Origin of the sequence: Marivita sp., assembly GCF_048006345.1 — a bacterium.
In the GTDB taxonomy this organism is placed as follows: domain Bacteria; phylum Pseudomonadota; class Alphaproteobacteria; order Rhodobacterales; family Rhodobacteraceae; genus Marivita.
Window position 1 is genome coordinate 3,400,606 of sequence record NZ_CP180351.1, and the last position, 21,839, is coordinate 3,422,444.

The 21,839-nt window shown below is 59.4% G+C and carries 17 protein-coding genes; 6 read left to right on the forward strand and 11 right to left on the reverse strand.

The window, feature by feature from the left end; genetic code table 11:
• Positions 1-40 precede the first annotated feature (40 nt).
• The 5 genes from ACMVPR_RS16605 to ACMVPR_RS16625 form a co-directional block, all read right to left on the reverse strand.
• Positions 41-3,211: an efflux RND transporter permease subunit gene (locus ACMVPR_RS16605; protein WP_416883787.1), complete on the reverse strand. Its 3,171-nt coding sequence runs from the start codon at positions 3,209-3,211 to the stop codon at positions 41-43.
• A 3-nt stretch (positions 3,212-3,214) separates the two neighbouring features.
• Positions 3,215-4,351, reverse strand: a complete 1,137-nt coding sequence (locus tag ACMVPR_RS16610) for an efflux RND transporter periplasmic adaptor subunit (RefSeq protein WP_416883788.1) — start codon at positions 4,349-4,351, stop codon at positions 3,215-3,217.
• Between the two features lie 139 nt (positions 4,352-4,490).
• Positions 4,491-5,381 carry an alpha/beta fold hydrolase gene (locus tag ACMVPR_RS16615; RefSeq protein ID WP_416883789.1) on the reverse strand — a complete coding sequence of 297 codons (891 nt, stop codon included), beginning with the start codon at positions 5,379-5,381 and terminating at the stop codon, positions 4,491-4,493.
• Between the two features lie 2 nt (positions 5,382-5,383).
• Entirely contained in the window at positions 5,384-6,463 is a 1,080-nt protein-coding gene (locus ACMVPR_RS16620) for a tartrate dehydrogenase (RefSeq protein ID WP_416883790.1), read from the reverse strand.
• A 110-nt stretch (positions 6,464-6,573) separates the two neighbouring features.
• Complete coding sequence (locus ACMVPR_RS16625) at positions 6,574-7,650, reverse strand: tartrate dehydrogenase (RefSeq protein ID WP_416883791.1); 1,077 nt, start codon at positions 7,648-7,650, stop codon at positions 6,574-6,576.
• Positions 7,651-7,776: 126 nt separating this feature from the next.
• Here ACMVPR_RS16625 and ACMVPR_RS16630 point away from each other — a divergent pair, with 126 nt between their 5' ends.
• The 3 genes from ACMVPR_RS16630 to ACMVPR_RS16640 all read left to right on the forward strand — a co-directional run bounded on the left by ACMVPR_RS16630 (position 7,777) and on the right by ACMVPR_RS16640 (position 12,289).
• The gene (locus ACMVPR_RS16630) at positions 7,777-8,688 is read left to right on the forward strand and encodes a LysR family transcriptional regulator (RefSeq protein WP_300585200.1); all 912 of its coding nucleotides are present in this window, start codon (positions 7,777-7,779) and stop codon (positions 8,686-8,688) included.
• 181 nt (positions 8,689-8,869) lie between these two features.
• Complete coding sequence (locus ACMVPR_RS16635) at positions 8,870-9,853, forward strand: TAXI family TRAP transporter solute-binding subunit (RefSeq protein WP_416883792.1); 984 nt, start codon at positions 8,870-8,872, stop codon at positions 9,851-9,853.
• Between the two features lie 150 nt (positions 9,854-10,003).
• Positions 10,004-12,289 carry a TRAP transporter permease gene (locus tag ACMVPR_RS16640; protein ID WP_416883793.1) on the forward strand — a complete coding sequence of 762 codons (2,286 nt, stop codon included), beginning with the start codon at positions 10,004-10,006 and terminating at the stop codon, positions 12,287-12,289.
• Between the two features lie 65 nt (positions 12,290-12,354).
• Here the strand turns inward: ACMVPR_RS16640 and ACMVPR_RS16645 are convergent, their stop codons facing one another.
• Complete coding sequence (locus ACMVPR_RS16645; protein ID WP_416883794.1) at positions 12,355-13,347, reverse strand: aldo/keto reductase; 993 nt, start codon at positions 13,345-13,347, stop codon at positions 12,355-12,357.
• A gap of 90 nt (positions 13,348-13,437) precedes the next feature.
• Entirely contained in the window at positions 13,438-14,331 is an 894-nt protein-coding gene (locus ACMVPR_RS16650) for a UTP--glucose-1-phosphate uridylyltransferase (protein WP_416883795.1), read from the reverse strand.
• 151 nt (positions 14,332-14,482) lie between these two features.
• On the opposite strand from ACMVPR_RS16650, the gene ACMVPR_RS16655 reads away from it, so the two are divergent.
• The 3 genes from ACMVPR_RS16655 to ggpS are packed head-to-tail and all read left to right on the forward strand — an operon-like array spanning position 14,483 to position 17,894.
• The gene (locus ACMVPR_RS16655; protein WP_416883796.1) at positions 14,483-15,625 is read left to right on the forward strand and encodes an NAD(P)H-dependent glycerol-3-phosphate dehydrogenase; all 1,143 of its coding nucleotides are present in this window, start codon (positions 14,483-14,485) and stop codon (positions 15,623-15,625) included.
• Positions 15,622-16,404, forward strand: a complete 783-nt coding sequence (locus tag ACMVPR_RS16660; protein WP_416883797.1) for an HAD family hydrolase — start codon at positions 15,622-15,624, stop codon at positions 16,402-16,404. The genes ACMVPR_RS16655 and ACMVPR_RS16660 overlap by 4 nt, the downstream gene beginning before the upstream one ends.
• Complete coding sequence (ggpS, locus tag ACMVPR_RS16665) at positions 16,404-17,894, forward strand: glucosylglycerol-phosphate synthase (protein WP_416883798.1); 1,491 nt, start codon at positions 16,404-16,406, stop codon at positions 17,892-17,894. The genes ACMVPR_RS16660 and ggpS overlap by 1 nt, the downstream gene beginning before the upstream one ends.
• Positions 17,895-17,925: 31 nt before the next feature.
• Here the strand turns inward: ggpS and ACMVPR_RS16670 are convergent, their stop codons facing one another.
• From ACMVPR_RS16670 to ACMVPR_RS16685, 4 genes are read right to left on the reverse strand one after another with little or no spacing between them, the layout of a single operon-like run.
• Positions 17,926-18,888 (reverse strand): ABC transporter ATP-binding protein, encoded by a 963-nt coding sequence (locus ACMVPR_RS16670; protein WP_416883799.1) that lies wholly within the window; start codon positions 18,886-18,888, stop codon positions 17,926-17,928.
• A complete protein-coding gene (locus ACMVPR_RS16675; RefSeq protein ID WP_416883800.1) occupies positions 18,888-19,862 on the reverse strand; it encodes an ABC transporter ATP-binding protein in 975 nt (324 codons plus the stop codon). The genes ACMVPR_RS16670 and ACMVPR_RS16675 overlap by 1 nt, the downstream gene beginning before the upstream one ends.
• The gene (locus tag ACMVPR_RS16680) at positions 19,862-20,806 is read right to left on the reverse strand and encodes an ABC transporter permease (RefSeq protein WP_300585210.1); all 945 of its coding nucleotides are present in this window, start codon (positions 20,804-20,806) and stop codon (positions 19,862-19,864) included. The genes ACMVPR_RS16675 and ACMVPR_RS16680 overlap by 1 nt, the downstream gene beginning before the upstream one ends.
• Positions 20,806-21,786 (reverse strand): ABC transporter permease, encoded by a 981-nt coding sequence (locus ACMVPR_RS16685; protein ID WP_300585211.1) that lies wholly within the window; start codon positions 21,784-21,786, stop codon positions 20,806-20,808. The genes ACMVPR_RS16680 and ACMVPR_RS16685 overlap by 1 nt, the downstream gene beginning before the upstream one ends.
• Between the last annotated feature and the right edge of the window lie 53 nt (positions 21,787-21,839).

Genomic DNA, 21,839 nt, shown 5'->3' on the forward strand with positions numbered 1-21,839 from the left:
AGCCAAGGATGCTCGACAAAGTCAGCGATTAAATCCCCGCCTATTCCGCAGCAACAGGCTCCGGTCCGGCATCGGCCTCGGCAGGTCGTGCCGACAGAACCAGTCGCAGAAGCGGCGGCACGGTCAGGAGGGTCAGGAAGGCAGACATCGCCAAACCACCCACAACCACGGCCCCCAGTCCGCGATAAAGCTCGGACCCGGCACCGGGGAACAGCACAAGCGGCAGCATTCCGCAGACCGACGTCAGCGTCGACATGAAGATCGGTCGGATACGGTTGCGTGTCGCCTCTTCGATCGCATCAACGGGCGACATGCCTTCCTCGCGCAGATGATAGAGCGATTGGTGCACGATCAGGATGGCGTTGTTCACAACAATCCCGACAAGGATCACGAAACCCAAAAGGGTCAACATGTCCAAAGGCTGCGTGCCCACCATGTTCAACACGGCCAATCCTCCGACACCGCCAGCCGCGGCCACGGGTACGGAGATCATCACAACGAGTGGAAGCACGAACGACTCGAACAAAACCGCCATGACGAGGAACACAATGACCATCGCGACGGCAAGGTTGATCTGAATGGCGTTCCACGTCTGAGAAAGCTGGTCTGCTGTGCCCGAAACCGACATGCGCACACCGGGTGGCAGACCCTGTTCCTCGAGCGCGGCGATCACTTGTGTCTCAAGCAGCTCCACTGCTGCCTCCAAGGGCAAAGCATCCGACGGGCGCACTTCGAGAGTGATCGTCCGAAGGCGCTCGAGATGGCGGATCTCGGTCGGTCCGGCGGTGACGCGAACCTCTGCCAACTCAGACACCGGAACGATCCGCCCGGTCGGCGTGACCACCGGGAAACTGCCCACGTCCTGCGTGCGCAGGCCGCTTAGAATGGTGCTGTCCCCCTTCAGGGTCAGATCAAGACGCCGGTTACCGACGTTGATTTCCGCCACCCTCAAGCCGTCGTTGAACGCATCCACCGTCGCGGCAAGGTCCTGCGTCGTCAGCCCTGCATCGGCAAGCCGCACGCGGTCCGGGATCAGCCGAACTTCCGGCGCACCCAGTTCAAGACCCGGAATGGGGCGGAACTGGTGCCCTTCGGATCGCGGCAAGAGCTGCCCGATGGTGCCAGCCGCCTGACCGGCAACGCGGAGGATGTCTTCAAGCTCGTCCCCCGAAATGTTCAGCTCGATGGTCCGGCCACCGCCGACCCCGCGCCCGAAAAGAGACGGCTGGGTCATGAAACCGAAGGTTCCCGGCTCTGCAAAGATCGGCTGTGACAGGATCGGGATCACCTCGGCCACACGACTTCCATCGACTGCGGCCGCACCAACGAAACTGTTGCCCGGCGTGGCGACAAAAAAGAACGATTCCAGCGCCGGCTGCCCTGTTTCAGTTTCAGTCGCAGGAGCCGCGTCCCACATCGGTTGTGCTACCGCCTCAATGCGCTGGGCGATGGTCTCAGTGGTTTCAAGATTGTATCCGGGCGGCGGGATGATCAAACCGAACACCAGATTACGGTTTCCTTCGGGCAGGTATTCCAGTTTGGGCAGGAACGCCCAAGCGGCAACGCCCGCGCCCGTCGCGATGGCAGCGACCATGACAAGACCAACCGTACGGAAGCGCACCGTGAACCGTACGTATTTCATGATGAGCCATGTAAAGCCGCGCCCGAAGTGGTCGATGCCGGGAAGCCCCAGCTTCTTGGTCTCCCCACCTTTGAGCAATCGGCTCGACAAGGCCGGGATGACCGTCACGGCAACTACCAGCGAAAGCAGGACCGACACGGAAATCGCCACGGCGATGTCCCGGAACAACTGCCCTGCTTCAAGCTGCATCACGAGAATCGGGATAAACACCATGACCGTTGTCAGGGCCGACACAAGGATCGCGCCCCAGACCTGTTTCGCACCGATATAGGCTGCGTCGCGCCGGGATTTGCCCTCTTCCCGCAATCGGAAAATGTTTTCGAGAACCACGATAGCCGCATCCACGATCATGCCGACCGCAAAGGCGATACCAGCCAGAGAAATCACGTTCAGCGTCCGCCCAGTGACCGCCATCGCCACGAACGTGGCCACAATGGACACCGGGATCGCCATGCTGATGACCAGCGTGGCACGCGGACTGCGCAGGAAGATCAGCAGGACCGCGGCAGCGAGTAGACCGCCGATCCAGATATTCTGTGTGACCAGATCAATCGCGCCTTCGATATAGATCGTCTCGTCATAAACCTGTTCAAGCGTCAGACCATTCGTGGCGACCGGCCCGGCCTCAAGTTCGGCGATGACGGCCTTCACCTCTTCCATGGTCGAGATGACGTTGGCCCCCTGTTCGCGCACGATGTTGAAGGCCAAAGCAGGTTCGCCCCGGAATCGAAGCCGCGCTGTGTTTTCCTTGTAGGCAAAGCTCACATCCGCCACATCGCCAACGCGGACACGGCCCAGCGCGCCATTGGTTCCAAGGCTTTGACTGCGAAGAACAACGCTGTTGATCGCCTCAATCGTGTTCAGGTTGCCATCGGCACGCACCGTGTAGCGGCGTTTGCCTTCTTCCACATCACCGGCGGAAATGCTGATGTTCTCGGCGCGCAGGCGCTGAACCACAGCAGGGATCGTCAGACCCAATCGCGCCAGTTCTTCCGGGCGGATCACGATCTGCAATTCGCGGGACACGCCACCAAACACGTTGACGGTCGAAACACCGTTCACACGCTCAAGCCTTTCCTTCACCACGTCTTCGACGAAGTCGCCATATGTGGGCAGAGGTCGCGTGTTGCCCTCCCTCGCCTTGACCATCACCCACGCGATTGGGCTGTCGTCGGACCCGGAAGTATTCAACGTCGGCTCTCCGGCTTCGCTGGGATAGCCCCCGACACGGTCCAGACGGTTCGAAACGAGGAGAAGGATATCACCCATGTCTGACCCGATGGCGAATTCGAGCGTGACCGACGCCTGACCCGTGCGGGCGCGGCTGGTCATGATCTCGAGCCCCTCAAGACCCCGGAACGCGTCCTCCTGCGGATTGATGATCTCACGTTCAATCTCGGCCGGGGCGGCACCGGGCCATGATGTTTCAACCACAACCACAGGCTTGCGAACATCTGGAGCTAATTGAACAGGAATGCGGCTGAGCGCCAATGCGCCAAACAGGACGGCCATGATGACCACCGCCATCACAGCAATTGGACGTTCGATGGATGAACGGATCAGGTCCATGGCTTACCCGTTGCTTCCGGTGGACGGCGCACCGGTTGGTGCCCCTTGAGGCGGACCGGATGGCGCAATGTCCTGTCCCGGACGCAATCTTTCATTGCCGCGTACGACAACTTCGTCGCCCTCGTTCAAACCCGACAGAACCTCGAATGAGCTGTTGAGGGCAGCGCCGATTTCGATGGTACGCGGCATCGCCTTCCCATCCTCATGGACGAACACACTCCACCCACCTTGAGCCTGCACCAGCGCGTCTTTCGGAACCACGAGAACCTCGCGCGGGGCACTCACCGGAACATCAAGTGTGACGGTCTGCCCAACCGCAATCGTCGCCTCCGTATCCTGCAATTCGAAACGCACGGGGCGGGTGCGCGTTGCAGCAAATTCGGTTGGCAGGATGGCCCGGAGAGTAAGCGTCACGGTATCGCCGATATCCGTCGTAGCCGTAACCGGTTGATCTTTCCTCAGCGCAGACACGTAGCGCGCGGGAACGTTCGCTTCGATTTCAAGCGCGCTTGTGTCGATCAGCGTCGCCACCTGGCTGCCTGCCGTGATGAACTGACCAACCTCGGTCGCAACATCGAGGACGACTGCGTCAAAGGGCGCCCGGACCACGGCGTTGTCTAGACGATAGCGTGCCTGTTCCAGCGCGTTCCGTGATGCCTGAATCCGTGCCAAGGCTTCCTGCTGCGCGCCGCGCGCCTCGGCAAAGTCGCTCGCACGTTCTTCCAATTGCGCTTCGGCAATGGTCGAGTTCTGTCTTAGTGTTTCGGCACGACGGAACGCCTTTTCAGCGCGATCCAGCCGCGCCTCCGAGACTGATATCCCCGCCTGAGCAATCGCAATCTGCGCTTCGGCTTGTGCCAGTTCGATTTCGAGAAGTTCGGTATCTAACCGTGCCAGCACATCGCCTTCTTCGACAAGATCGCCGATCCGGATCGGAACATCCTGAGCAACACCGCCGACCCTTGCGGCAACCGCGCTTTCCCGTCCGGCAACCACTTCGCCAAACACAGACACGGTTTCCGCCATATTGCTGGTGGTCACGATTGCGGTGGTCACGCCCGCCGGACGGCCTTGAGCCGTCGCAAGAGCAGGAAGTCCAAGCATCAGACATACCAAGGCAAAACGGGCAAGAAGTTGCATCGAACCTCTCCTTTATTGAATCGGCGGCATGCCGCAACGCAGTAGGTAGCGCATATTCCTGCAAAAACAGGCTTTCAGGATCCAAAGGACACAACTGCTGAAAGAATCCAAATGCTTTGGCGCAAAAACGGGCGTTTTGTCAGGTTGCAAGAAAGGGAATGACTTCCGCCAGCAACGCATCGGGCGCTTCTTCGGGAATGGCGTGCCCGCATGCGAGCGCAACACCCCGCACCGTTCGGGCCTTATCTCGCCAAGTCTGCGCCACGTCATAGAGATCGCCGACCACACCCTTGTCCCCCCAGATTGCGAGGACAGGCGTTTCGATACGGCGATCTTGATCGGCGCGGTCGTGCTCGAGGTCGATCTTGGATGCCGCGCGGTAATCTTCGCAGATCGCGTGGATGGTCGCCGGATCGCGGTAGGTGCGCAGATATTCGGCCATGACCTCTTCGGTGACCGCGCCGGGTGTCTTGACCTGGCCACCGATGTGGCGGCGCAGGAAATATTCCGGGTCCTGCCCGATCATTCGTTCGGGTAAATCCTCGGGCTGGATCAGGAAAAACCACCAGAAATAGCGCGTGGCGAACTCTTGGTTGGTTTGTTCGTACATCGTCAGGGTCGGCGCGATGTCGAGAACCACCAGACGGTCCACCGCCTCCGGATGATCAAGCGCCATGCGATGGGCCACGCGACCGCCGCGATCATGTCCGACAACCGCGAACCGTTCATGCCCCAGCGCCTGCATCAGAGCCACCTGATCCTTGGCCATCTCGCGCTTGGAAAAGGGCAGATGTGGTGCGTGGCTCTCGACCTTTTCGCTGTCGCCATAGCCGCGCAGATCCGATGCCACGACCGAGTAACCCGCTTTGACCAAAGCAGGCGCGACCTTGCGCCAGACGACATGCGACTGCGGATGCCCATGGAGTAACAGGACGGGTGGGCCTTCTCCCGCGCTTGCGAAGTGGATGCGCACGCCGTTGACGGTCTCGTCCCGCAGTGTGAAGCCATCCAGAAAACGCGAGGCGGTCACACTCAGACACCGTCCAGAAGGGCGTCGGCAATTGCGCTTCCGCAGGTCACCGTATCGGCCTTGCCACTCAAGTCGGCAGTGCGCAGCGCATCTTCAGCCAGCACGGTTTCGATGGCGCGCACGATGGCCGCTGCCGCCTCTGGCTGACCCAGATGGTCGAGCATCATCGACGCCGCCCAAATCTGACCGACCGGGTTCGCGATGCCTTTGCCGGCGATGTCAGGGGCAGAACCGTGGACCGGTTCGAACAGCGACGGAAAGCGGCGTTCCGGATTAATGTTGCCCGAAGGCGCGATCCCGATGGTGCCCGTACAGGAAGGGCCAAGGTCGGACAGGATGTCACCAAAGAGGTTCGATGCGACAACCACGTCAAACCAGTCGGGGTGCAGAACGAACTGCGCGGTCAGGATGTCGATATGGTACTTGTCGACCTTCACATCGGGATATTGCGCCGACATCTCCTGCACCCGCTCATCCCAATAGGGCATGGTGATCGAGATGCCGTTCGACTTGGTCGCAGAGGTCAGATGGCCACCGCGCGAACGGGCCAGATCGAACGCGTATTTCAGGATACGGTCCACACCGATCCGGCTCATCACCGTTTCCTGCATGACAATCTCGCGGTCCGTGCCCGGGAACATGCGACCACCGATGGACGAATACTCGCCTTCGGTGTTTTCTCGCACGATCATCATGTCGATATCGCCGGGTTTGCGACCAGCCAGTGGAAGCGGAACGCCCGGCATTGCGCGGGCAGGACGCAAGCTGACATATTGATCGAATTCCCGCCGGAACTGGATCAACGATCCCCAAAGCGAGACATGATCAGGTACGATTTCGGGCCAGCCGACCGCTCCGAAGAAAATCGCATCGCTGCCCGACAGCCTGTCCTTCCAGTCGGGAGGGAGCATTTCGCCTGTCTTGACGTAGTAATCCGCGCTGGAAAAATCGTGGTCTTCGAAATCGAAGCCAAGATCGAACCGCTTTTGTGCGGCCTGCAACACGCGGACGCCTTCCGGGGTGGTTTCCTTACCGATCCCGTCGCCCGGAATGACTGCGATCTTGTAGCTGTTCTGGGACATGCGAGAAGCGGCCTTTCCAAATAAAGAAGCGGCGCCGAAGACACCGCTTCATCAAAGACTACAATCGGGGCAAGGGCCTCTTCAAGGCCATCGCCTTGGACGATCAGAAATCAGATGTTCTCTCCGCGGATCGCTTCGCACACCGCCTCAGTCACTTCTTTCGTGGTGGCCGTTCCGCCAACATCGGGCGTGAGGATGCCTTCGGCGCACACCTTTTCCACGGCGCGCATCAGACGGGCAGACGCCTCAGACTCGCCCAGATGGTCGAGCATTTGGCTGGCTGTCCAGAACGTCGCCACGGGGTTCGCGATGCCCTTGCCGGTGATGTCGAAGGCCGAGCCGTGGATCGGTTCGAACATCGACGGGAACCGGCGTTCAGGGTCGATATTCGCGGTAGGCGCGACGCCCAAAGAGCCTGCAAGCGCACCTGCCAGATCAGAGAGGATGTCCGCATGCAGGTTGGTGGCCACAATGGTATCGAGTGATTGTGGGTTCTTGACCATGCGCACCGTCATCGCATCGACCAGCATCTTGTCCCACGTGACATCCGGGAATTCCTGCGCGACCTCTGCTGCGATCTCGTCCCACATGACCATACCGAAGCGCTGCGCGTTGGACTTGGTGACAACGGTGAGAAACTTGCGCGGACGCGATTGGGCCAGTTGGAAGGCATAGCGCATGATGCGGGTCACACCCACACGGGTGAAGATAGACACCTCTGTTCCAACCTCTTCGGGCATGCCGCGGTGCGCACGGCCGCCATGTCCGGAGTATTCTCCCTCGGAATTCTCGCGGACGATCACCCAATCCAGATCGCCGACACCCACGCCGCGCAGGGGCGAGGTTACACCGGGAATGATCTTGGTCGGGCGTACGTTGGCATACTGGTCGAAGCCCTGACAGATCGGCAGCCGCAGACCCCAGAGCGTGATATGGTCCGGCACATCGGGCGCACCGACGGCGCCAAAATAGATCGCGTCGAAGGGTTTGAGCTGTTCAAGACCGTCTTCAGGCATCATGACGCCAGTCTTCTTGTAATAGTCGGAGCCCCAATCGAAAGTCGTCACGTCAAAGCGCACGTCTCCTGCGCGTTGAGCGAGAACGGACAGCACTTCCGTTCCAGCGTCGATCACTTCTGGCCCGATGCCATCCGCGGGAATGGCAGCAATTTTATAGGTCCGCATCATGGTCTCCTGAGGGTATTCCTGGCGCGGGACATGCGCGCTCCGACCGTTCCGCGCGACAATCGCAACTTGACGAAGCCAACACAACGCATCAGAGATCATATAAAAAAATGAAATAATGGTCTCGCTATGGAACTCCGTCAACTCAGGTGCCTTGTCGCCGTCGCGGACACGCTGCATTTTGGAAAAGCGGCGCAAAGCCTGAATATGCTGCCTGCCTCGTTGGGACGGCATATCAAGCTTCTGGAAGAAAGCCTGGGTGCGCGTCTGCTTGTCAGGACAACGCGCAGTGTCTCTCTGACGGAGCCGGGACGCAATTTTGTCGAAGCGGCGCGCGACCTGATCGAACAGGCGGACCGGCTTGAGGCGACGTTCCGGGATAGCCGACAGGATCAGGCGTCGATCCTTCGGATCGGTGCCATCGACAGCGCAGCCGCAGGTCTTATTCCGCAGCTTCTGCCCCATTTTCGTGAAAGACATGCCGAGATTGACGTCGAACTGCTTGAGCAGAAAACCATCCGGCTTTTGCCAAGATTGCTGTCTGGGCGTCTGGACATCGCAATTGTCAGGCCTCCAGAGGTGCGCGACGCACGGCTTGTCTACCAGCATCTGTTTTATGAAACTGCGGTCGTCGCAGTTCCTGAAAGCCATCCGCTTGCCAAGCGAACTAAGGTTTCGGTCGAAGACATGGCAGACGCCCCGCTGATCGTGCCGGAACGAAATTCCCGCCCTCACAGCCACGACCTGACGATGAAACTGTTTCTCGAGGCAGGGCTCACTGCACGTGTTGCACAGATCGCCGAGGAGAAGCAGACGATTGTCAGCCTTGTCAGCACAGGCGTAGGTTTGGCGATCGTGCCACGTTGGGCGTCACGGCTAGCTGTGGGTGGCGTATCCTTTGTGTCGCTTGACCTGCCGGACAGCGCCCGCAACCGCCTTGCGGTATCAGCGGTTTGGGTTCGGGACGCACGGCATCCAGCGCGGGATGCGTTTCTGGCAGTGCTCGAAGACCGCCTTTCCGCACTCGCAGCAACGGCATGACGCATGTCAGGATTGGAATTATTCAAAATAATTGAATAACCAATGAGGCTGAAGTTACAGTCTTTTGCCTTGAACTCGTGATTTCCTTGCCTGTAGCGTTACTTCATGCGTCGCGGATCAATCCGCTAGGGCAGCAAAAAGCAAACCTGCGCCCGAGGAACGCACACAGTGGAGGAAAACAATGAAATTTACTGCTTTGACAGGGGCCGTTGTGGTCGCTGCCTTTTCGGCAACCATGTCCGTCGCTCAGGATCGAACCGGCTGGCCAGAGAGCTTTACCGTCGGCACCGGCTCGCAGGGTGGCACGTATTTCGGCTATGGCTCTGGCTGGGCCGGGATCGTGTCCGAGGTTCTGGGTGTCTCCGGCGGCGCCGAAGTCACCGGCGGCCCGATGCAGAACATGGCGCTGGTCCACACCGGCGATCTGCCCTTTGGCATGACAACCATGGGCCCTGCGGCGGAATCGATCGCCGGTTCGAACCCGATTGCACCGGGTTTGCAGATGAACAACGCCTGCGCGATGTTCCCGATGTACCAGACACCGTTCTCGGTCACCGCTCTCGCATCGTCGGGGATCGCGTCCATCTCTGATATCCCGGCAGGTGCGCGTATCGGCTTTGGCCCGGCAGGGTCCACATCCGACACCTACTTCCCGCAGATGATGGAAGCGCTTGGCGTGAACTTTGAGCGCCGCAACGGCGGCTGGTCCGACCTTGGCGGTCAGCTTCAGGATGGTCTGCTGGACGTGATCGCGTTCGCAGCGGGTGTTCCGGTTCCTGCGGTGTCGCAGCTTGAGGTTCAGACCGAAATCAACATCATTGAGTTCACCGAAGAAGAGCAGGCCAAGATCACGGCAGCCTTCCCAGTGGCGAACTTCGATATTTCGGCCGATGCCTACACCACGCTCGAAGCGCCGGCGCGGTCCGTTTCCATGTGGAACTTCGCCATCGCAAACTGTGATCTGCCCGAGACCTTCGTTTACGAAGTCGTCAATGCGGTCATGTCCGACAACGAGCGCATGGTGAACACCCACCGCGCAGCGACATCGACGCTGCCGGAGTTCTGGGACCGTAACACTGTCATGAAGTGGCATCCCGGTGCGGCGCGTTGGTTCACCGAGAACGCGGGTGCAAACATCGCAGCGGATATGATCCACGGCGGATAACTGTGCATGATTTGCAGACAATGAGTTTCCATTGTCTGCAAACGTCGAACAATCGGAACCGCGCCCCTCATGCGGGCGCGGTTTTGTTTCAAAGATGGCCGGTTCAAGATAGCGTTCAGGTTACAAAGGCCATCACCCGGGGAGGACACGATGACCGATTCCAACAACCTGCATGCCGACGAGCCGCTGGACGAACCCATCCTCGCCGAAGGCGTTGACGAGGAACCGATCGAGAGTAACCGGCGCTTGTTCTCAGGGCGCGCCTATTTCCTGATGGCCGCCCTATCGACCATATACGCCGCGTTTCACATGATCGCTCTGAACGGGGTGTCCATCTCCGATTGGACCGGGATCGAAATACCGTTTCTGCCGCAATTCCCTCTGGAAACCTGGAACTTCCGGATCGTGCACATTTCTGGTGCTCTGGCCTTGGGGTTCCTGCTGTTCTCGGCGCACACCTTCTCGGACGATGACGAGCCCCATAAGGAAACAAAGCTGATTTCGATCCTTGCTTTGGCCCTCGTCATTCCTGCGCTGATCGCCGGCTTCACCGCGTCGAGCTATCATACGCTTATCAACTCGGGCACGCTGCCGCAGATGGGTGGACTGACCACATGGGCGGCGTTTCCGGGAACCGAAATTTACGCCAGTGAGGTCTGGTGGTTCGGAACGCCACTTCTGATCGCCACGTTTGGAGCCATCGTCACTGGCTGGTTCGAAAGACGGGGGCGAGAGCTTTTCGCCGCCTCCGACGTCGTTCTGGCTCTTTGCGGGATTGTCATCGCGATCTATCTCATTGCGATCTACGGCACTGCGGCGCGCAACTCGGTCGGCACGCCCTTTGTGCCCATCGGGGTGGCCTTTGCGGCAACTGCCGGGTCCGCGATGATCCTCGAACTGACACGTCGTGTGGCAGGGCTTGCCCTAGTGATCATCACCGGTGTGTTCCTGCTGTACACGTTCGTGGCGCATCTCTTGCCGGGCATCCTCGCGGTGCAAAGCGCCTATAGCTGGCAGCGGTTCTTCGGCCATGTCTACTCGGATGCAGGCATCCTTGGGCCAACCACAGCGGTGTCTTCGACCTACATCATCCTCTTCATCATCTTCGCAGCCTTCCTTCAGGCGTCGAAAGTGGGCGACTACTTCGTCAACTTCGCCTTCGCGACGGCAGGGCGTGCCCGCGGTGGTCCGGCAAAGGTGGCGATCTTCGCCTCCGGCCTCATGGGCATGATCAACGGCACCTCGGCGGGCAATGTGGTGGCGACCGGATCGCTGACCATCCCGCTGATGAAACGGGTGGGCTATCACAAGAAAACAGCAGGCGCGGTCGAGGCGGCGGCCTCCACCGGCGGGCAGATCATGCCACCCATCATGGGCGCTGGCGCGTTCATCATGGCCGAGATCACGGGTATTCCCTATACCGACATCGCGATTGCCGCCATCCTCCCCGCGATCCTCTATTTCGTGTCGGTCTACTTCATGGTCGATTTCGAGGCCGCCAAGCTTGGCATGCGCGGGATGCGGGAAGACGAACTTCCCAAGTTCAACAAGCTTGTGCGTCAGGTCTATCTATTCATCCCGATTATCATCCTGATCGTTGCCCTGTTCATGGGGTATTCCGTGATCCGCGCGGGCACCTTGGCGACCGTCGCAGCAGCGGTCGTGTCGTGGTTCACGCCGCATCGGATGGGCCTGCGGTCGATCCTCAAAGCCTTCGAGCTGGCCGGGATCATGTCGATCCAGATCATCGCGGTCTGTGCCTGTGCGGGTATCATCGTCGGCGTGATCTCTCTGACCGGGGTCGGTGCGCGTTTCTCGGCGGTGCTTCTCGACCTTGCGGGTGTTAGCCAGCTTCTGGCGCTGTTCTTTGCGATGTGCATCGCGATCCTGCTTGGGATGGGCATGCCGACCACCGCCGCCTATGCGGTTGCCGCGTCAGTCGTTGCGCCCGGCCTCGTGCAGCTTGGTATCCCGACGCTGACGGCACACTTCTTCGTCTTCTACTTCGCGGTTCTGTCAGCGATCACGCCTCCGGTCGCATTGGCAAGCTATGCGGCAGCGGGGATTTCGGGTGCCAACCCGATGGAGACATCCGTGGCGTCGTTCAAGATCGGCATTGCGGCGTTCATCGTGCCCTACATGTTCTTCTACAACAGCGCGATCCTGATGGATGGAACATGGTTCGAAGTGATCCGCGCCGGCGTGACCGCGACGATCGGGGTCTTCCTTCTGAGCGCTGGTGTGCAGGGCTGGTTCCTTGGCGGACGGTCGGTCTGGTTCCTTCGGCTCACTTTGATCTTTGCAGCACTCTTCATGATCGAAGGCGGGTTGATCACGGACCTGATCGGGCTCGGCATCGCGGCGGGCACCTACTTTGTGCAGAAAGTCCTGCATCCACGCCCAGATGCGACGATCCCAGTGCGCGGCGCGGACTGATTGGATCGCTTATCAACAAAAAAGGCCGGGCATGACCCGGCCTTTTTCTTTGCCCCGAAAACAGATCAGCAATAGCCTTCGGGACCGTTCCATTGCGCTTGCGAATACCGGTCGCCATGCGCCCAACCAACGGGAAGGATGTGCTCGATTTCGGCCATCATGTCGGGTGTGACGGTTAATGCAGACGCGGCCGCACATTCAGCCAGATGATCTGGCGTGCGTGTGCCCGGGATCGGGATGATGTTTTCCCCGCGGGCAAGGCACCACGCCAACGCAAGCGCTGTCGCCGTTGTTCCGTGATCTTGTGCATAAGCCTGAAACGCCTTGGCGTATGGGAGGTTAAAGCCGAAATTCCGTTCGAGGAAACGGGGATTGTTCTTGCGAAAATCCTTGTCGAGGAATGTCGCCGGGTTTGGCGTTACGCTGGACACCATCCCGCGCGCCAAAGGGGAATAGGCCACCAGCGCAACTCCAAGGTCGCGACAGGTCTGCAGCATGCCAAGATCAGGCTGACGTGACCACAGAGAGTACTCGCTTTGGACGACATCAACGGGGCCAACAGCAGAGGCCCGGCGCAGCGACGCGGGTGAGATTTCGGAGAACCCGATACCGCCGATCTTTCCCTCGGCCTTCAGCGCCAAGAGAGTTTCCATGACATCTTCGATCTGCAGTTCGCGGTCGCGGCGATGTACGTAAAACAGATCGACGTGATCAATACCCATCCGCCTGAGAGACCCTTCAAGCTCGGACCGCAAGTAATCCGGCTTGTTGTTGAAGCCGCGATTGCCGTGTTCTTTGTCGCGCCAGATGCCGGCCTTGGTCGCGATGGTGAACTTCGACGTGTCGCCCTTGAGGAACTTCCCAATCACCGTTTCCGAGATGCCGAGCCCGTAGACATTGGCGGTATCCAGAAGGTCAATTCCAAGGTCGAGCGCGGCGGCCAGCGTCGCGTGCGACTCGGTTTGGTCAGTCGCACCGTAGAAGCCACCAAAGCTCATGCAACCAAGTCCGATTTCGGAAACCATCTTGCCAGACTGCAGCAAACGTCTTTTCTTCAAGGTTCTCTCTCCACCGTGATGCCCGCCGCAGTGCGAATTGCGCGGATAACATCACGGCTGTGCAGAAAGGGGAACCCCCGGTGGCGTGGTTCAGGCTGCGACGGGGCGTGTTTGTAGAAGGCCACGCGCCCTGAGCACTTCCAGACATTCCGGATCCTGTGCCGCCAGTTCCAAGGTCGCCTCGAGCATACCGGCCTTGGAGCCGCAATCATACCGAGTCCCCGAGAACTGGAAGCCACCCAGCCCCAAATCCGCTGCGCCACGCGCAATCGCATCGGTCAGTTGTATTTCGCCACCGGCACCGGGTTTCTGCGTTTCCAGCGCGTCAAAAATGGACGCGTCGAGAATGTAGCGTCCGACCACCGCTTGCCGGGACGGCGCGTCTTGTGCTTTGGGCTTCTCGACCATTCCATCGGCCTTGATGATCGCCCCGTCCTTACCAGTGACCGAGAGAACGCCGTATTTGTGAACGCGATCTTCCGGAACTTCCATGGTGGCAACCAAGTGGCCAATTTCGCCCGAAGCATAGGCCGCCGCCATTTCGCTGAGGCATCCGATCTGCCCAAGGATCAGATCGTCCGGCAGGATCACTGCAACCGGGCCATCAAGGACATGATCCTTGGCGCAAAGTACGGCGTGCCCAAGACCTTTGGGTTCGGGCTGCATGACAAATCGCGCATCGTCCTCCACCGGACAAAGCGCGGCATCCGAAAGCGCTTCTGCAATGTCCGCTTTTCCGCGTGCTTTTAGCTCTCGGGTAAGACGGGCGTCTTCCATCACGTGACGCTCGATGGCTTTTTTTGACGGATGGCTGACGAAGATCATACGTTCGATCCCCGCTTCGCGCGCTTCATCGACTGCGTATTGAATCAGCGGCGTATCCAGCACCGGCAGCAATTCTTTTGGAGTCGCTTTGGTCGCGGGCAGGAAGCGTGTTCCAAGACCTGCAACGGGAAAGATCGCAGTACGCACATGACGGGTCATCGGCAGAGTCCTTGAATGGTTGCAATATTCAGATGAACGCGCTGCGGCCGAAATCGTTTCGCAGATGCAGCATTTTCTGCGTTTGCAAGGAACCCATCGGCGTTTGTTGGTGTTGTCGTTGTATGAATTCCTTTTTGAACGGTGCATTCGAATGAAAATTGACCGGATGTCGGGCGACCCCCTCCTGCGGTCGGCCTATCCCTATCGTCGCCTCGCCGTCATTGGAGCAGGCGCATACGGCACCGCGCTTGCGCATGTGGCTGCACAGGACGGAACGCAGGTTTCGCTGTGGAGCCGACGGGCGGAAATTGCCGAGACCATCAACCGGACTGCGCGGAATCCCCGCTATCTTGGAGAGATTGACCTCGCTCCTTCGATAACCGCGTCGGACGATCTGATGACCGCTCTGCGAGATGCGGACGCGGTGTTGTTGGTCGTCCCATCCCACGCGATCAGGTCCACGGCACGTGCAATGCGGCCCGTCATTCCCGCAGGAATTCCGATTGTGGTCTGCGCCAAGGGGATCGAGGCAGAGACCGGGCTTCTGATGTCCCAAATCGTGGAGGATGAACTGCCAGGCCACAGTGTTGGAGCATTATCAGGTCCTACCTTTGCCACCGAGTTGGCCGCCGGGCATCCCTCTGCCGCGACATTGGCGTTTTCGTTCGATCAGGCGGATCGACTCGACCCTGAAAACAGCGCGGCGGCCCGAATGGCCGTCACACTGGCGACACCGGCCTTTCGCACTTACCTGTCCGACGATCTCGTCGGGGTGGAAATCGGCGGCGCGGTCAAGAACGTGATCGCCATCGCCTGCGGAATGATGCGGGGTGCCGGGTTTGCGGAAAACACCCGTGCGGCCCTGATCACCCGCGGTCTGGACGAGATGAAAGCGCTGGCCGAGGCTTTGGGCGGACGCCGCGAAACCGTCACGGGCTTGTCCGGTATCGGTGATCTGACCCTGACCTGTTCCAGCACAACGTCGCGGAACATGTCGCTTGGCGTTCAATTGGGCCAAGGCTTGGACCGCGCAGCGTGTTTCGACGGCAGACCGATCATCGTCGAAGGCGAGGCCAACGCGACATCCGTCACCGACCTCGCGCGCAAATTGTCCGTCCCTATGCCGATTTGCGAAACGGTCCGCGGCATCCTGAACAACGGTCAGCCGATCGCGGAAACCTTTGCGCAGTTCTGGTCTGAACCCATCGAATCCGAACCACGTGCGATGTCGCTTACCTTTGCGCATCCGACCTCGCTGTCCACTGCCCCTGAAATCGACAAGAGGCCCCTATGACTTTTCATTCCGCGATTTACAAAGCCATTGGTGACAAAGACTTCGTTCTTGCGACCGATCTGGACGGGACATTCCTTGGAGGATCGGCAGAGGCACGCGAGACGCTGTACAATTTCATCGAAGAGAACCGTGACACGATCGGTCTGATCTTCGTCACAGGCCGACATCCCGAGTTTATTCACGATCATACCGACACCTACGGCATCCCCTTGCCAGATTACGTGATCGCAGATGTGGGCACGACGATCGCGCAGGTTTTATCCCCCGGCATCGTGCTGCCTGTGCCCACGCTTGAAGCGCCGATAGCCCACGCCTGGGTTGGCAAAGCGGATCAGGTCCAATCGCTGATGGCCAAGGTGGATGGTCTAACGCTGCAGGATACGCCGTTCCGGCATCGTCTGAGCTATGACATCTCGCCGAACGGGTTTGATGCGACAGACCTTGCGCCGGTTCGCGAGCTGGATGTCGATGTCCTTATATCGGACAACCGGTTTGTCGACGTTCTTCCCAAAGGCGTGTCAAAGGGCCCGACCCTTCGTCGATTGATCAATGTTCTCGGTATCTCAGCAGAGCGCGTACTTACGGCGGGCGACACGCTCAACGATATTTCGATGCTGACGGCTGATCTGCACGCGGTCGCGGTCGGGGGCTCTGAACAGGCACTTTACGACCAACTTCCGACCTCTCCAAAAATCCATCGCGCGCGCGGCGAAGGCGCTGCGGGCATTCTTGAGGCCATTGCGGCCTTTGATCTTCATCCAACTTCAGGGAGCTTTTGATGTCCTCCGATCTTGTGATCGTCTACCACCGCCAACCCTACGAAGAAGTCGAAGAGAACGGCAAAACCGTTCTGCGTGAAAACAAGAGCCCGAACGGGATCGTTCCAACGCTGAAAAGCTTTTTCGGCAAGGTCGATCACGGGGCTTGGGTCGCTTGGAAACTCGCCGAGGATGCCAATGATCCCGGCTGGGACAGGCAGATCGAAGTTGACGACAGCTTTGGTAGCTACTCGGTGTCACGTCTTCCGCTAACGCAGAAACAGGTGCACGAGTTTTACCACGTCACCTCAAAAGAGGCGTTCTGGCCGATCCTGCACAGCTTCAAGGACCGCTACAATTACGACCCGGTTGATTGGCCCAATTTCCGCGAAGTGAATTGGCGGTTTGCCGAAGCGGCGGCAGCGGAAGCGGCGCATGGCGCTTTGGTATGGGTGCATGACTACAATCTGTGGCTTGTGCCGGGCTATCTGCGCCAGATGCGGCCAGACGTCAAAATCGCCTTCTTCCACCACACTCCGTTCCCAGCACCGGATATGTTCAATGTCTTGCCTTGGCGCAAAGAAATCGTAGAAAGCCTGATGCAATGCGACAGTGTCGGGTTCCACATCCCACGCTATGCCACCAATTTCGCTGCCGTAGTCCAAAGCCTGATGGATGTCGAAATCACCGAGCGCGAAAAGGTGTCTGACGACCTGATTGCCGAAGGCACGGCACTGACAGAGCGTCATGTTCCGACTGTCCTGCGCGGACCCGACCGGGATGTGCATCTGAATGTCGCTCCGGTCGGCGTGGATGTGGACTACATACAAAGCCGAGCAAGCGAACAAGCGACACAAACACGGGCTAAAGACCTGCTGGAGGACCTTGGGGATCGCAAGCTGATCCTGTCGGTCGGTCGTACTGACTACACCAAGGGCGGGATCGAACAGCTTCAGTCCTTCGAACGCATTTTGGACGAGCGCCCCGAATTGCGAGGAACTGTGCAGTTGATGCATGTGTCCGTCAGTGCGAACCGCGGGATGGCCGCTTATGGCGAGATTCAATCCGCCATCGAAGAAGCCGCAGGCCGGATCAATGGGCGCTTCGGGTCTCTTGACTGGCAACCGATCACGTTGGTGTCGCGCGCGATCCCCTTTAATGACCTCGTGGCATACTACCGCGCTGCATATGCCGCTTGGATCACGCCTTTGGCAGATGGCATGAACCTTGTCGCAAAAGAATTCATTGCCTCGCGCGTCGATGGCGACGGCGTGTTGGTGCTGTCCGAATTTGCTGGTGCGGCCGTTGAACTGGGCGCTGCCGTTGCGACCAACCCGTTCTCCAACCGGTCGATGGATGTGGCGATCATGCAGGCACTCGACATGTCAGAGGCCGAACGCCGTGACCGCATGACATCCATGCAGGAGGCCGTGCGCCGATACGATTTGGCCAGTTGGGGGCGCACTTCCATTGAGGACCTGTTGCCAGAACGACAAAAATCGGCGGCGTGATATGAATAACGGGGCCTTTGGGCCCCGTTTCTCATTCAGCCATGTGGCAGGCCACACGTATCCCGTTCAACTGCCTCATGTCCGGGCGTTTTTTCCGACAGATGTCCTGTGCAATGGGACAGCGCGGGTGAAACGCGCAGCCGGGTGGCGGATTGATCGGATCGGGAATTTCCCCCTCGGGCGGCTGAACCTCGCGGCCGAAGCCATCCATCTGCGGTGCCGCTGCCAGCAGCATTTGCGTATAGGGATGTTTTGGGCTGTTGAAGAGGTCTTCCGGTTCGGCCTCTTCCACCAAACGCCCGAGATACAGCACGCCAATCCGATCCGCCATGTGGCGCACCACGGTCAGGTCATGGCTGATGAGCACATAGGTCAGACCGAAATCGTCCTTCAGATCGCTCATCAGGTTCAGAACCTGCGCCTGTACCGACACATCCAAAGCCGAGGTCGGCTCGTCACAGACGATCAGGTTCGGCTCTGAGGCCAGCGCGCGGGCGATGCAGATCCGTTGACGTTGGCCACCGGAGAATTCGTGTGGGAATTTCCCTGCGTCCTGAACCGACAGGCCCACCTGTTCAAGCAGCCGTTCCGCCAGCCCTTCGGTATTGCCACCCCGCGAGGCAACTGGTTCCACGATGATATCATTCACACGCCAGCGCGGATTGAGCGACGCGTAGGGGTCCTGAAAGATCATCTGGATGTCAGACCGGATCGCGTCGATCTTGGCGGCGTCGGTTTCGCTGGCCAGATCAATACCTTCGATCTCGACCACGCCTGAGGTCGGTTTCAGCAGACCCACCAGCATCTTGCCTATGGTCGATTTGCCCGACCCGCTTTCCCCCACAAGCGCGTAGGTGCTGCGCGGTTCCACATCGAAATCCACCTCGGACACAGCCGTCAGGAACGCTTTGGGACGACGTTCGATTACCCTGTTCAGCCAGGGCTTCGACACGTCAAACACGCGACTGAGGTTTTTGACCCGAACAAGCGCCATCAGATGACCTTTTCTTCGACAAGGGGATACCAGCAAGCCGCTTGACCATTGCTCACACGCGGCACAGGGGACTGCCGGCATTTGTCCGTTGCGTGGGGGCAGCGGGGGTTGAACGCACATCCGTCCGGTACAGCATCGAGGCGCGGCATGGCACCGGGGATCTGGTGCAAACGGCTTTTGCCCTGCGAAGCAAGGGGGGTCGAGGCCATCAGCCCATGCGTGTAGGGATGCTGTGGGTGGGTCAGCACGTTGCGGACCGGACCCAGTTCGGCGAGGCGCCCGGCATACATCACCGCGACACGATCGGTGGCTTCGGCAATCACCCCCATGTCGTGTGTGATTAGCATCACCGCCGTTCCGCGATCCCGGCACAGGCGACGCAACAGCGCGATGATCTGCGCCTGCACCGACACGTCGAGCGCGGTGGTCGGTTCATCCGCGATGATCAGAGAGGGCTCGGCACAGAGCGCCAAGGCGATGACCACGCGTTGCCGCATCCCGCCGCTGAATTCGTGCGGATAACTGTTCACGCGCTCTGCCGCGCCGGGGATGCCGACTTCTTCCAAAGCAGCAACTGCACGTTTCTCGGCTTCGGAACGGCTGATTGGCAGGTGGGTCAGCATGGTTTCGGTGAGCTGATCCCCGATCCGCAAAAGCGGATTGAGCGAGGTCAGCGGGTCTTGAAAGACCATGCCGATTTCCTTGCCCCGCAGCCGTCGCATCGCATCACCAGTGAGGTGGTCGATGCGTTTTCCATTCAGCCAAATCTCCCCCTTGGAGATATGCGCTGGGGGATTGAGAAGGCCGATCACAGCATTGCCCGCCATCGACTTGCCCGCGCCACTTTCGCCGACGACGCCAAGGATCTCTCCGGCTGCGATGTCGTAGCTGACGCCATCCACCGGGCGCACGATGCCGTGCCGCGTGGGAATTTCGACCGACAGGTCGCGGATCGACAGAACTGGATCAGCCATCAGCGTAGCCTCGGGTTCAGGGCGTCGCGCAGCCAGTCACCCAGCAGGTTGACCGACAGGGCCAGTGCAAGAAGAGTGACCGCCGGGAACAGAAGAATCCACCACTCGCCCGAGAAAAGGAAGCCCTGCCCGATGCGGATCAGGGTTCCGAGGGATGGCTGCGTTGGTGGAGCCCCCACACCAAGGAAGCTGAGCGTCGCTTCGGCGATGATGGCCAAGGCAAGCGAGATCGTCGCGATCACAAGAACCGGTGACAGCACATTTGGCAGGATGTGCCGCAGCATAATTGCGCCCGGTGTCCGACCGATCAGCCGGGCCGCCTGCACGTATTCCTTGTTCTTTTCCACCAGCGTTGCCCCGCGCACCACACGCGCGAACTGCACCCAATCTGACAGGCCAATGGCAAGGATCAGAACCCAGATTGCCATCTGGTCGCGATATTCGACCGGTGTCACACCCTTGGCGATCCCGAAGATCAGCATGGCGACAAGGATCGACGGGAAGGTCAACTGCACATCCGCGGTCCGCATGATGATGGTTTCGGTCCAGCCGCCGACATACCCCGAGATCAGACCAAGTGTGATGCCCAGAACCATCGCGAAGAATACGGCTGCCACGCCGACGAACAGCGAAATCCGCATGCCGTAAAGGATGGTCGAAAACACGTCGCGCCCCTGGTCATCTGTCCCCAAGAGGAACGTTTCCCCGGTGAACGCATTGGGCGTCATTGGCGCGGTAAATCCGTTCATCAGGTTGAGCGAGGCTGGGTTGAACGGATTGGTCGGTGCGATGAGCGGGGCAAAGACAGCCGACAGCACAAGCAGCAGAACAACCGCCGCAGAGACCATCGCAACGGGCGACCGGCGGAATGTGTAATAGAGGTCGCTGTCGAGCGCGATCCGCAGGCGCGACTTCGGCTTCACCGGAATTGGGACATCCGACATCAGTGGCCTCCTGACCGGTCTGCCCGCAAACGCGGGTCAATGAAGAAGTAGAGGATGTCGACGAGAAGATTGATCCCGACGAACATAACGGAGATCAGCATCAGATACGCGGCCATCACGGGAATATCGACGAACTGAATGGCATTGATGAAGAGCAGGCCAACCCCCGGCCATTGGAACACGGTTTCGGTGATGATCGCAAAGGCGATGATCGCGCCCAGCTGAAGTCCAATCACCGTGATGACAGGCACCATCGTGTTCTTGAGCGCATGACGGAAATTCACCGCCCGATCACGCAGACCCCGCGCGCGCGCAAAGCGGATGTAATCCTGCCTCAGTACCTCGAGCATCTCGGAGCGGACAAGCCGCATGATCAGTGTCATCTGATAGAGCCCCAGCGTGATCGACGGCAGGATCAGCGCTTTAAGCCCGCTTTCTGTCAGAAACCCGGTGGACCAGCCACCAAGATCCACGGTCTCACCCCGCCCGAAACTGGGGAGCCATCCCAGTTCGACAGAGAACAGGTAGATGAGCAGAATACCGATCAGGAAGGTGGGCAAGGACACCCCTAGCAAAGAGGCGGACATGATCACATTCGCAAGCACTCCATCGCGTCGAATAGCCGTGAACACACCCAAAGCGATACCGAACAGGATCGCCAGAACACCAGACACCATGGCAAGTTCCAGCGTGGCTGGTGCGCGTTCCAACAGGATCTCTGCAACCGGTCGTCCCTGCCGATAGCTCACCCCGAAATTACCCTGCACCGCGCCTTCAAGGAACTTGTAGTACTGCACGACAAAGGGCTGATCGAGACCAAGCTGCGCACGCAGACGGTCGATATCTTCGGCGGTGCGTTCCTGACCCAGCATGTTGTCGATGGGATCGCCCACAAAGCGGAACATCGAAAAGGCGACAAGCCCGACGATCAGCAGAACAAGTGCCGATTGCCCAACACGCTGAATGATATATGCGAGCATGCCGCCCCCGAAAATTCGTGTCTCGGAACCTTCCCGGCCCCGATCCGTATCAG

Excerpts from the sequence above, each read along its gene's own strand:
- ACMVPR_RS16605 (WP_416883787.1), bottom strand. The coding sequence starts at position 3,211 with ATGGACCTGATCCGTTCATCCATCGAACGTCCAATTGCTGTGATGGCG.
- ACMVPR_RS16610 (WP_416883788.1), bottom strand. The coding sequence starts at position 4,351 with ATGCAACTTCTTGCCCGTTTTGCCTTGGTATGTCTGATGCTTGGACTT.
- ACMVPR_RS16620 (WP_416883790.1), bottom strand. The coding sequence starts at position 6,463 with ATGTCCCAGAACAGCTACAAGATCGCAGTCATTCCGGGCGACGGGATC.
- ACMVPR_RS16625 (WP_416883791.1), bottom strand. The coding sequence starts at position 7,650 with ATGATGCGGACCTATAAAATTGCTGCCATTCCCGCGGATGGCATCGGG.
- ACMVPR_RS16630 (WP_300585200.1), top strand. The coding sequence starts at position 7,777 with ATGGAACTCCGTCAACTCAGGTGCCTTGTCGCCGTCGCGGACACGCTG.
- ACMVPR_RS16635 (WP_416883792.1), top strand. The coding sequence starts at position 8,870 with ATGAAATTTACTGCTTTGACAGGGGCCGTTGTGGTCGCTGCCTTTTCG.
- ACMVPR_RS16640 (WP_416883793.1), top strand. The coding sequence starts at position 10,004 with ATGACCGATTCCAACAACCTGCATGCCGACGAGCCGCTGGACGAACCC.
- ACMVPR_RS16650 (WP_416883795.1), bottom strand. The coding sequence starts at position 14,331 with ATGACCCGTCATGTGCGTACTGCGATCTTTCCCGTTGCAGGTCTTGGA.
- ACMVPR_RS16655 (WP_416883796.1), top strand. The coding sequence starts at position 14,483 with ATGAAAATTGACCGGATGTCGGGCGACCCCCTCCTGCGGTCGGCCTAT.
- ACMVPR_RS16660 (WP_416883797.1), top strand. The coding sequence starts at position 15,622 with ATGACTTTTCATTCCGCGATTTACAAAGCCATTGGTGACAAAGACTTC.
- ggpS (WP_416883798.1), top strand. The coding sequence starts at position 16,404 with ATGTCCTCCGATCTTGTGATCGTCTACCACCGCCAACCCTACGAAGAA.
- ACMVPR_RS16670 (WP_416883799.1), bottom strand. The coding sequence starts at position 18,888 with ATGGCGCTTGTTCGGGTCAAAAACCTCAGTCGCGTGTTTGACGTGTCG.
- ACMVPR_RS16675 (WP_416883800.1), bottom strand. The coding sequence starts at position 19,862 with ATGGCTGATCCAGTTCTGTCGATCCGCGACCTGTCGGTCGAAATTCCC.
- ACMVPR_RS16680 (WP_300585210.1), bottom strand. The coding sequence starts at position 20,806 with ATGTCGGATGTCCCAATTCCGGTGAAGCCGAAGTCGCGCCTGCGGATC.
- ACMVPR_RS16685 (WP_300585211.1), bottom strand. The coding sequence starts at position 21,786 with ATGCTCGCATATATCATTCAGCGTGTTGGGCAATCGGCACTTGTTCTG.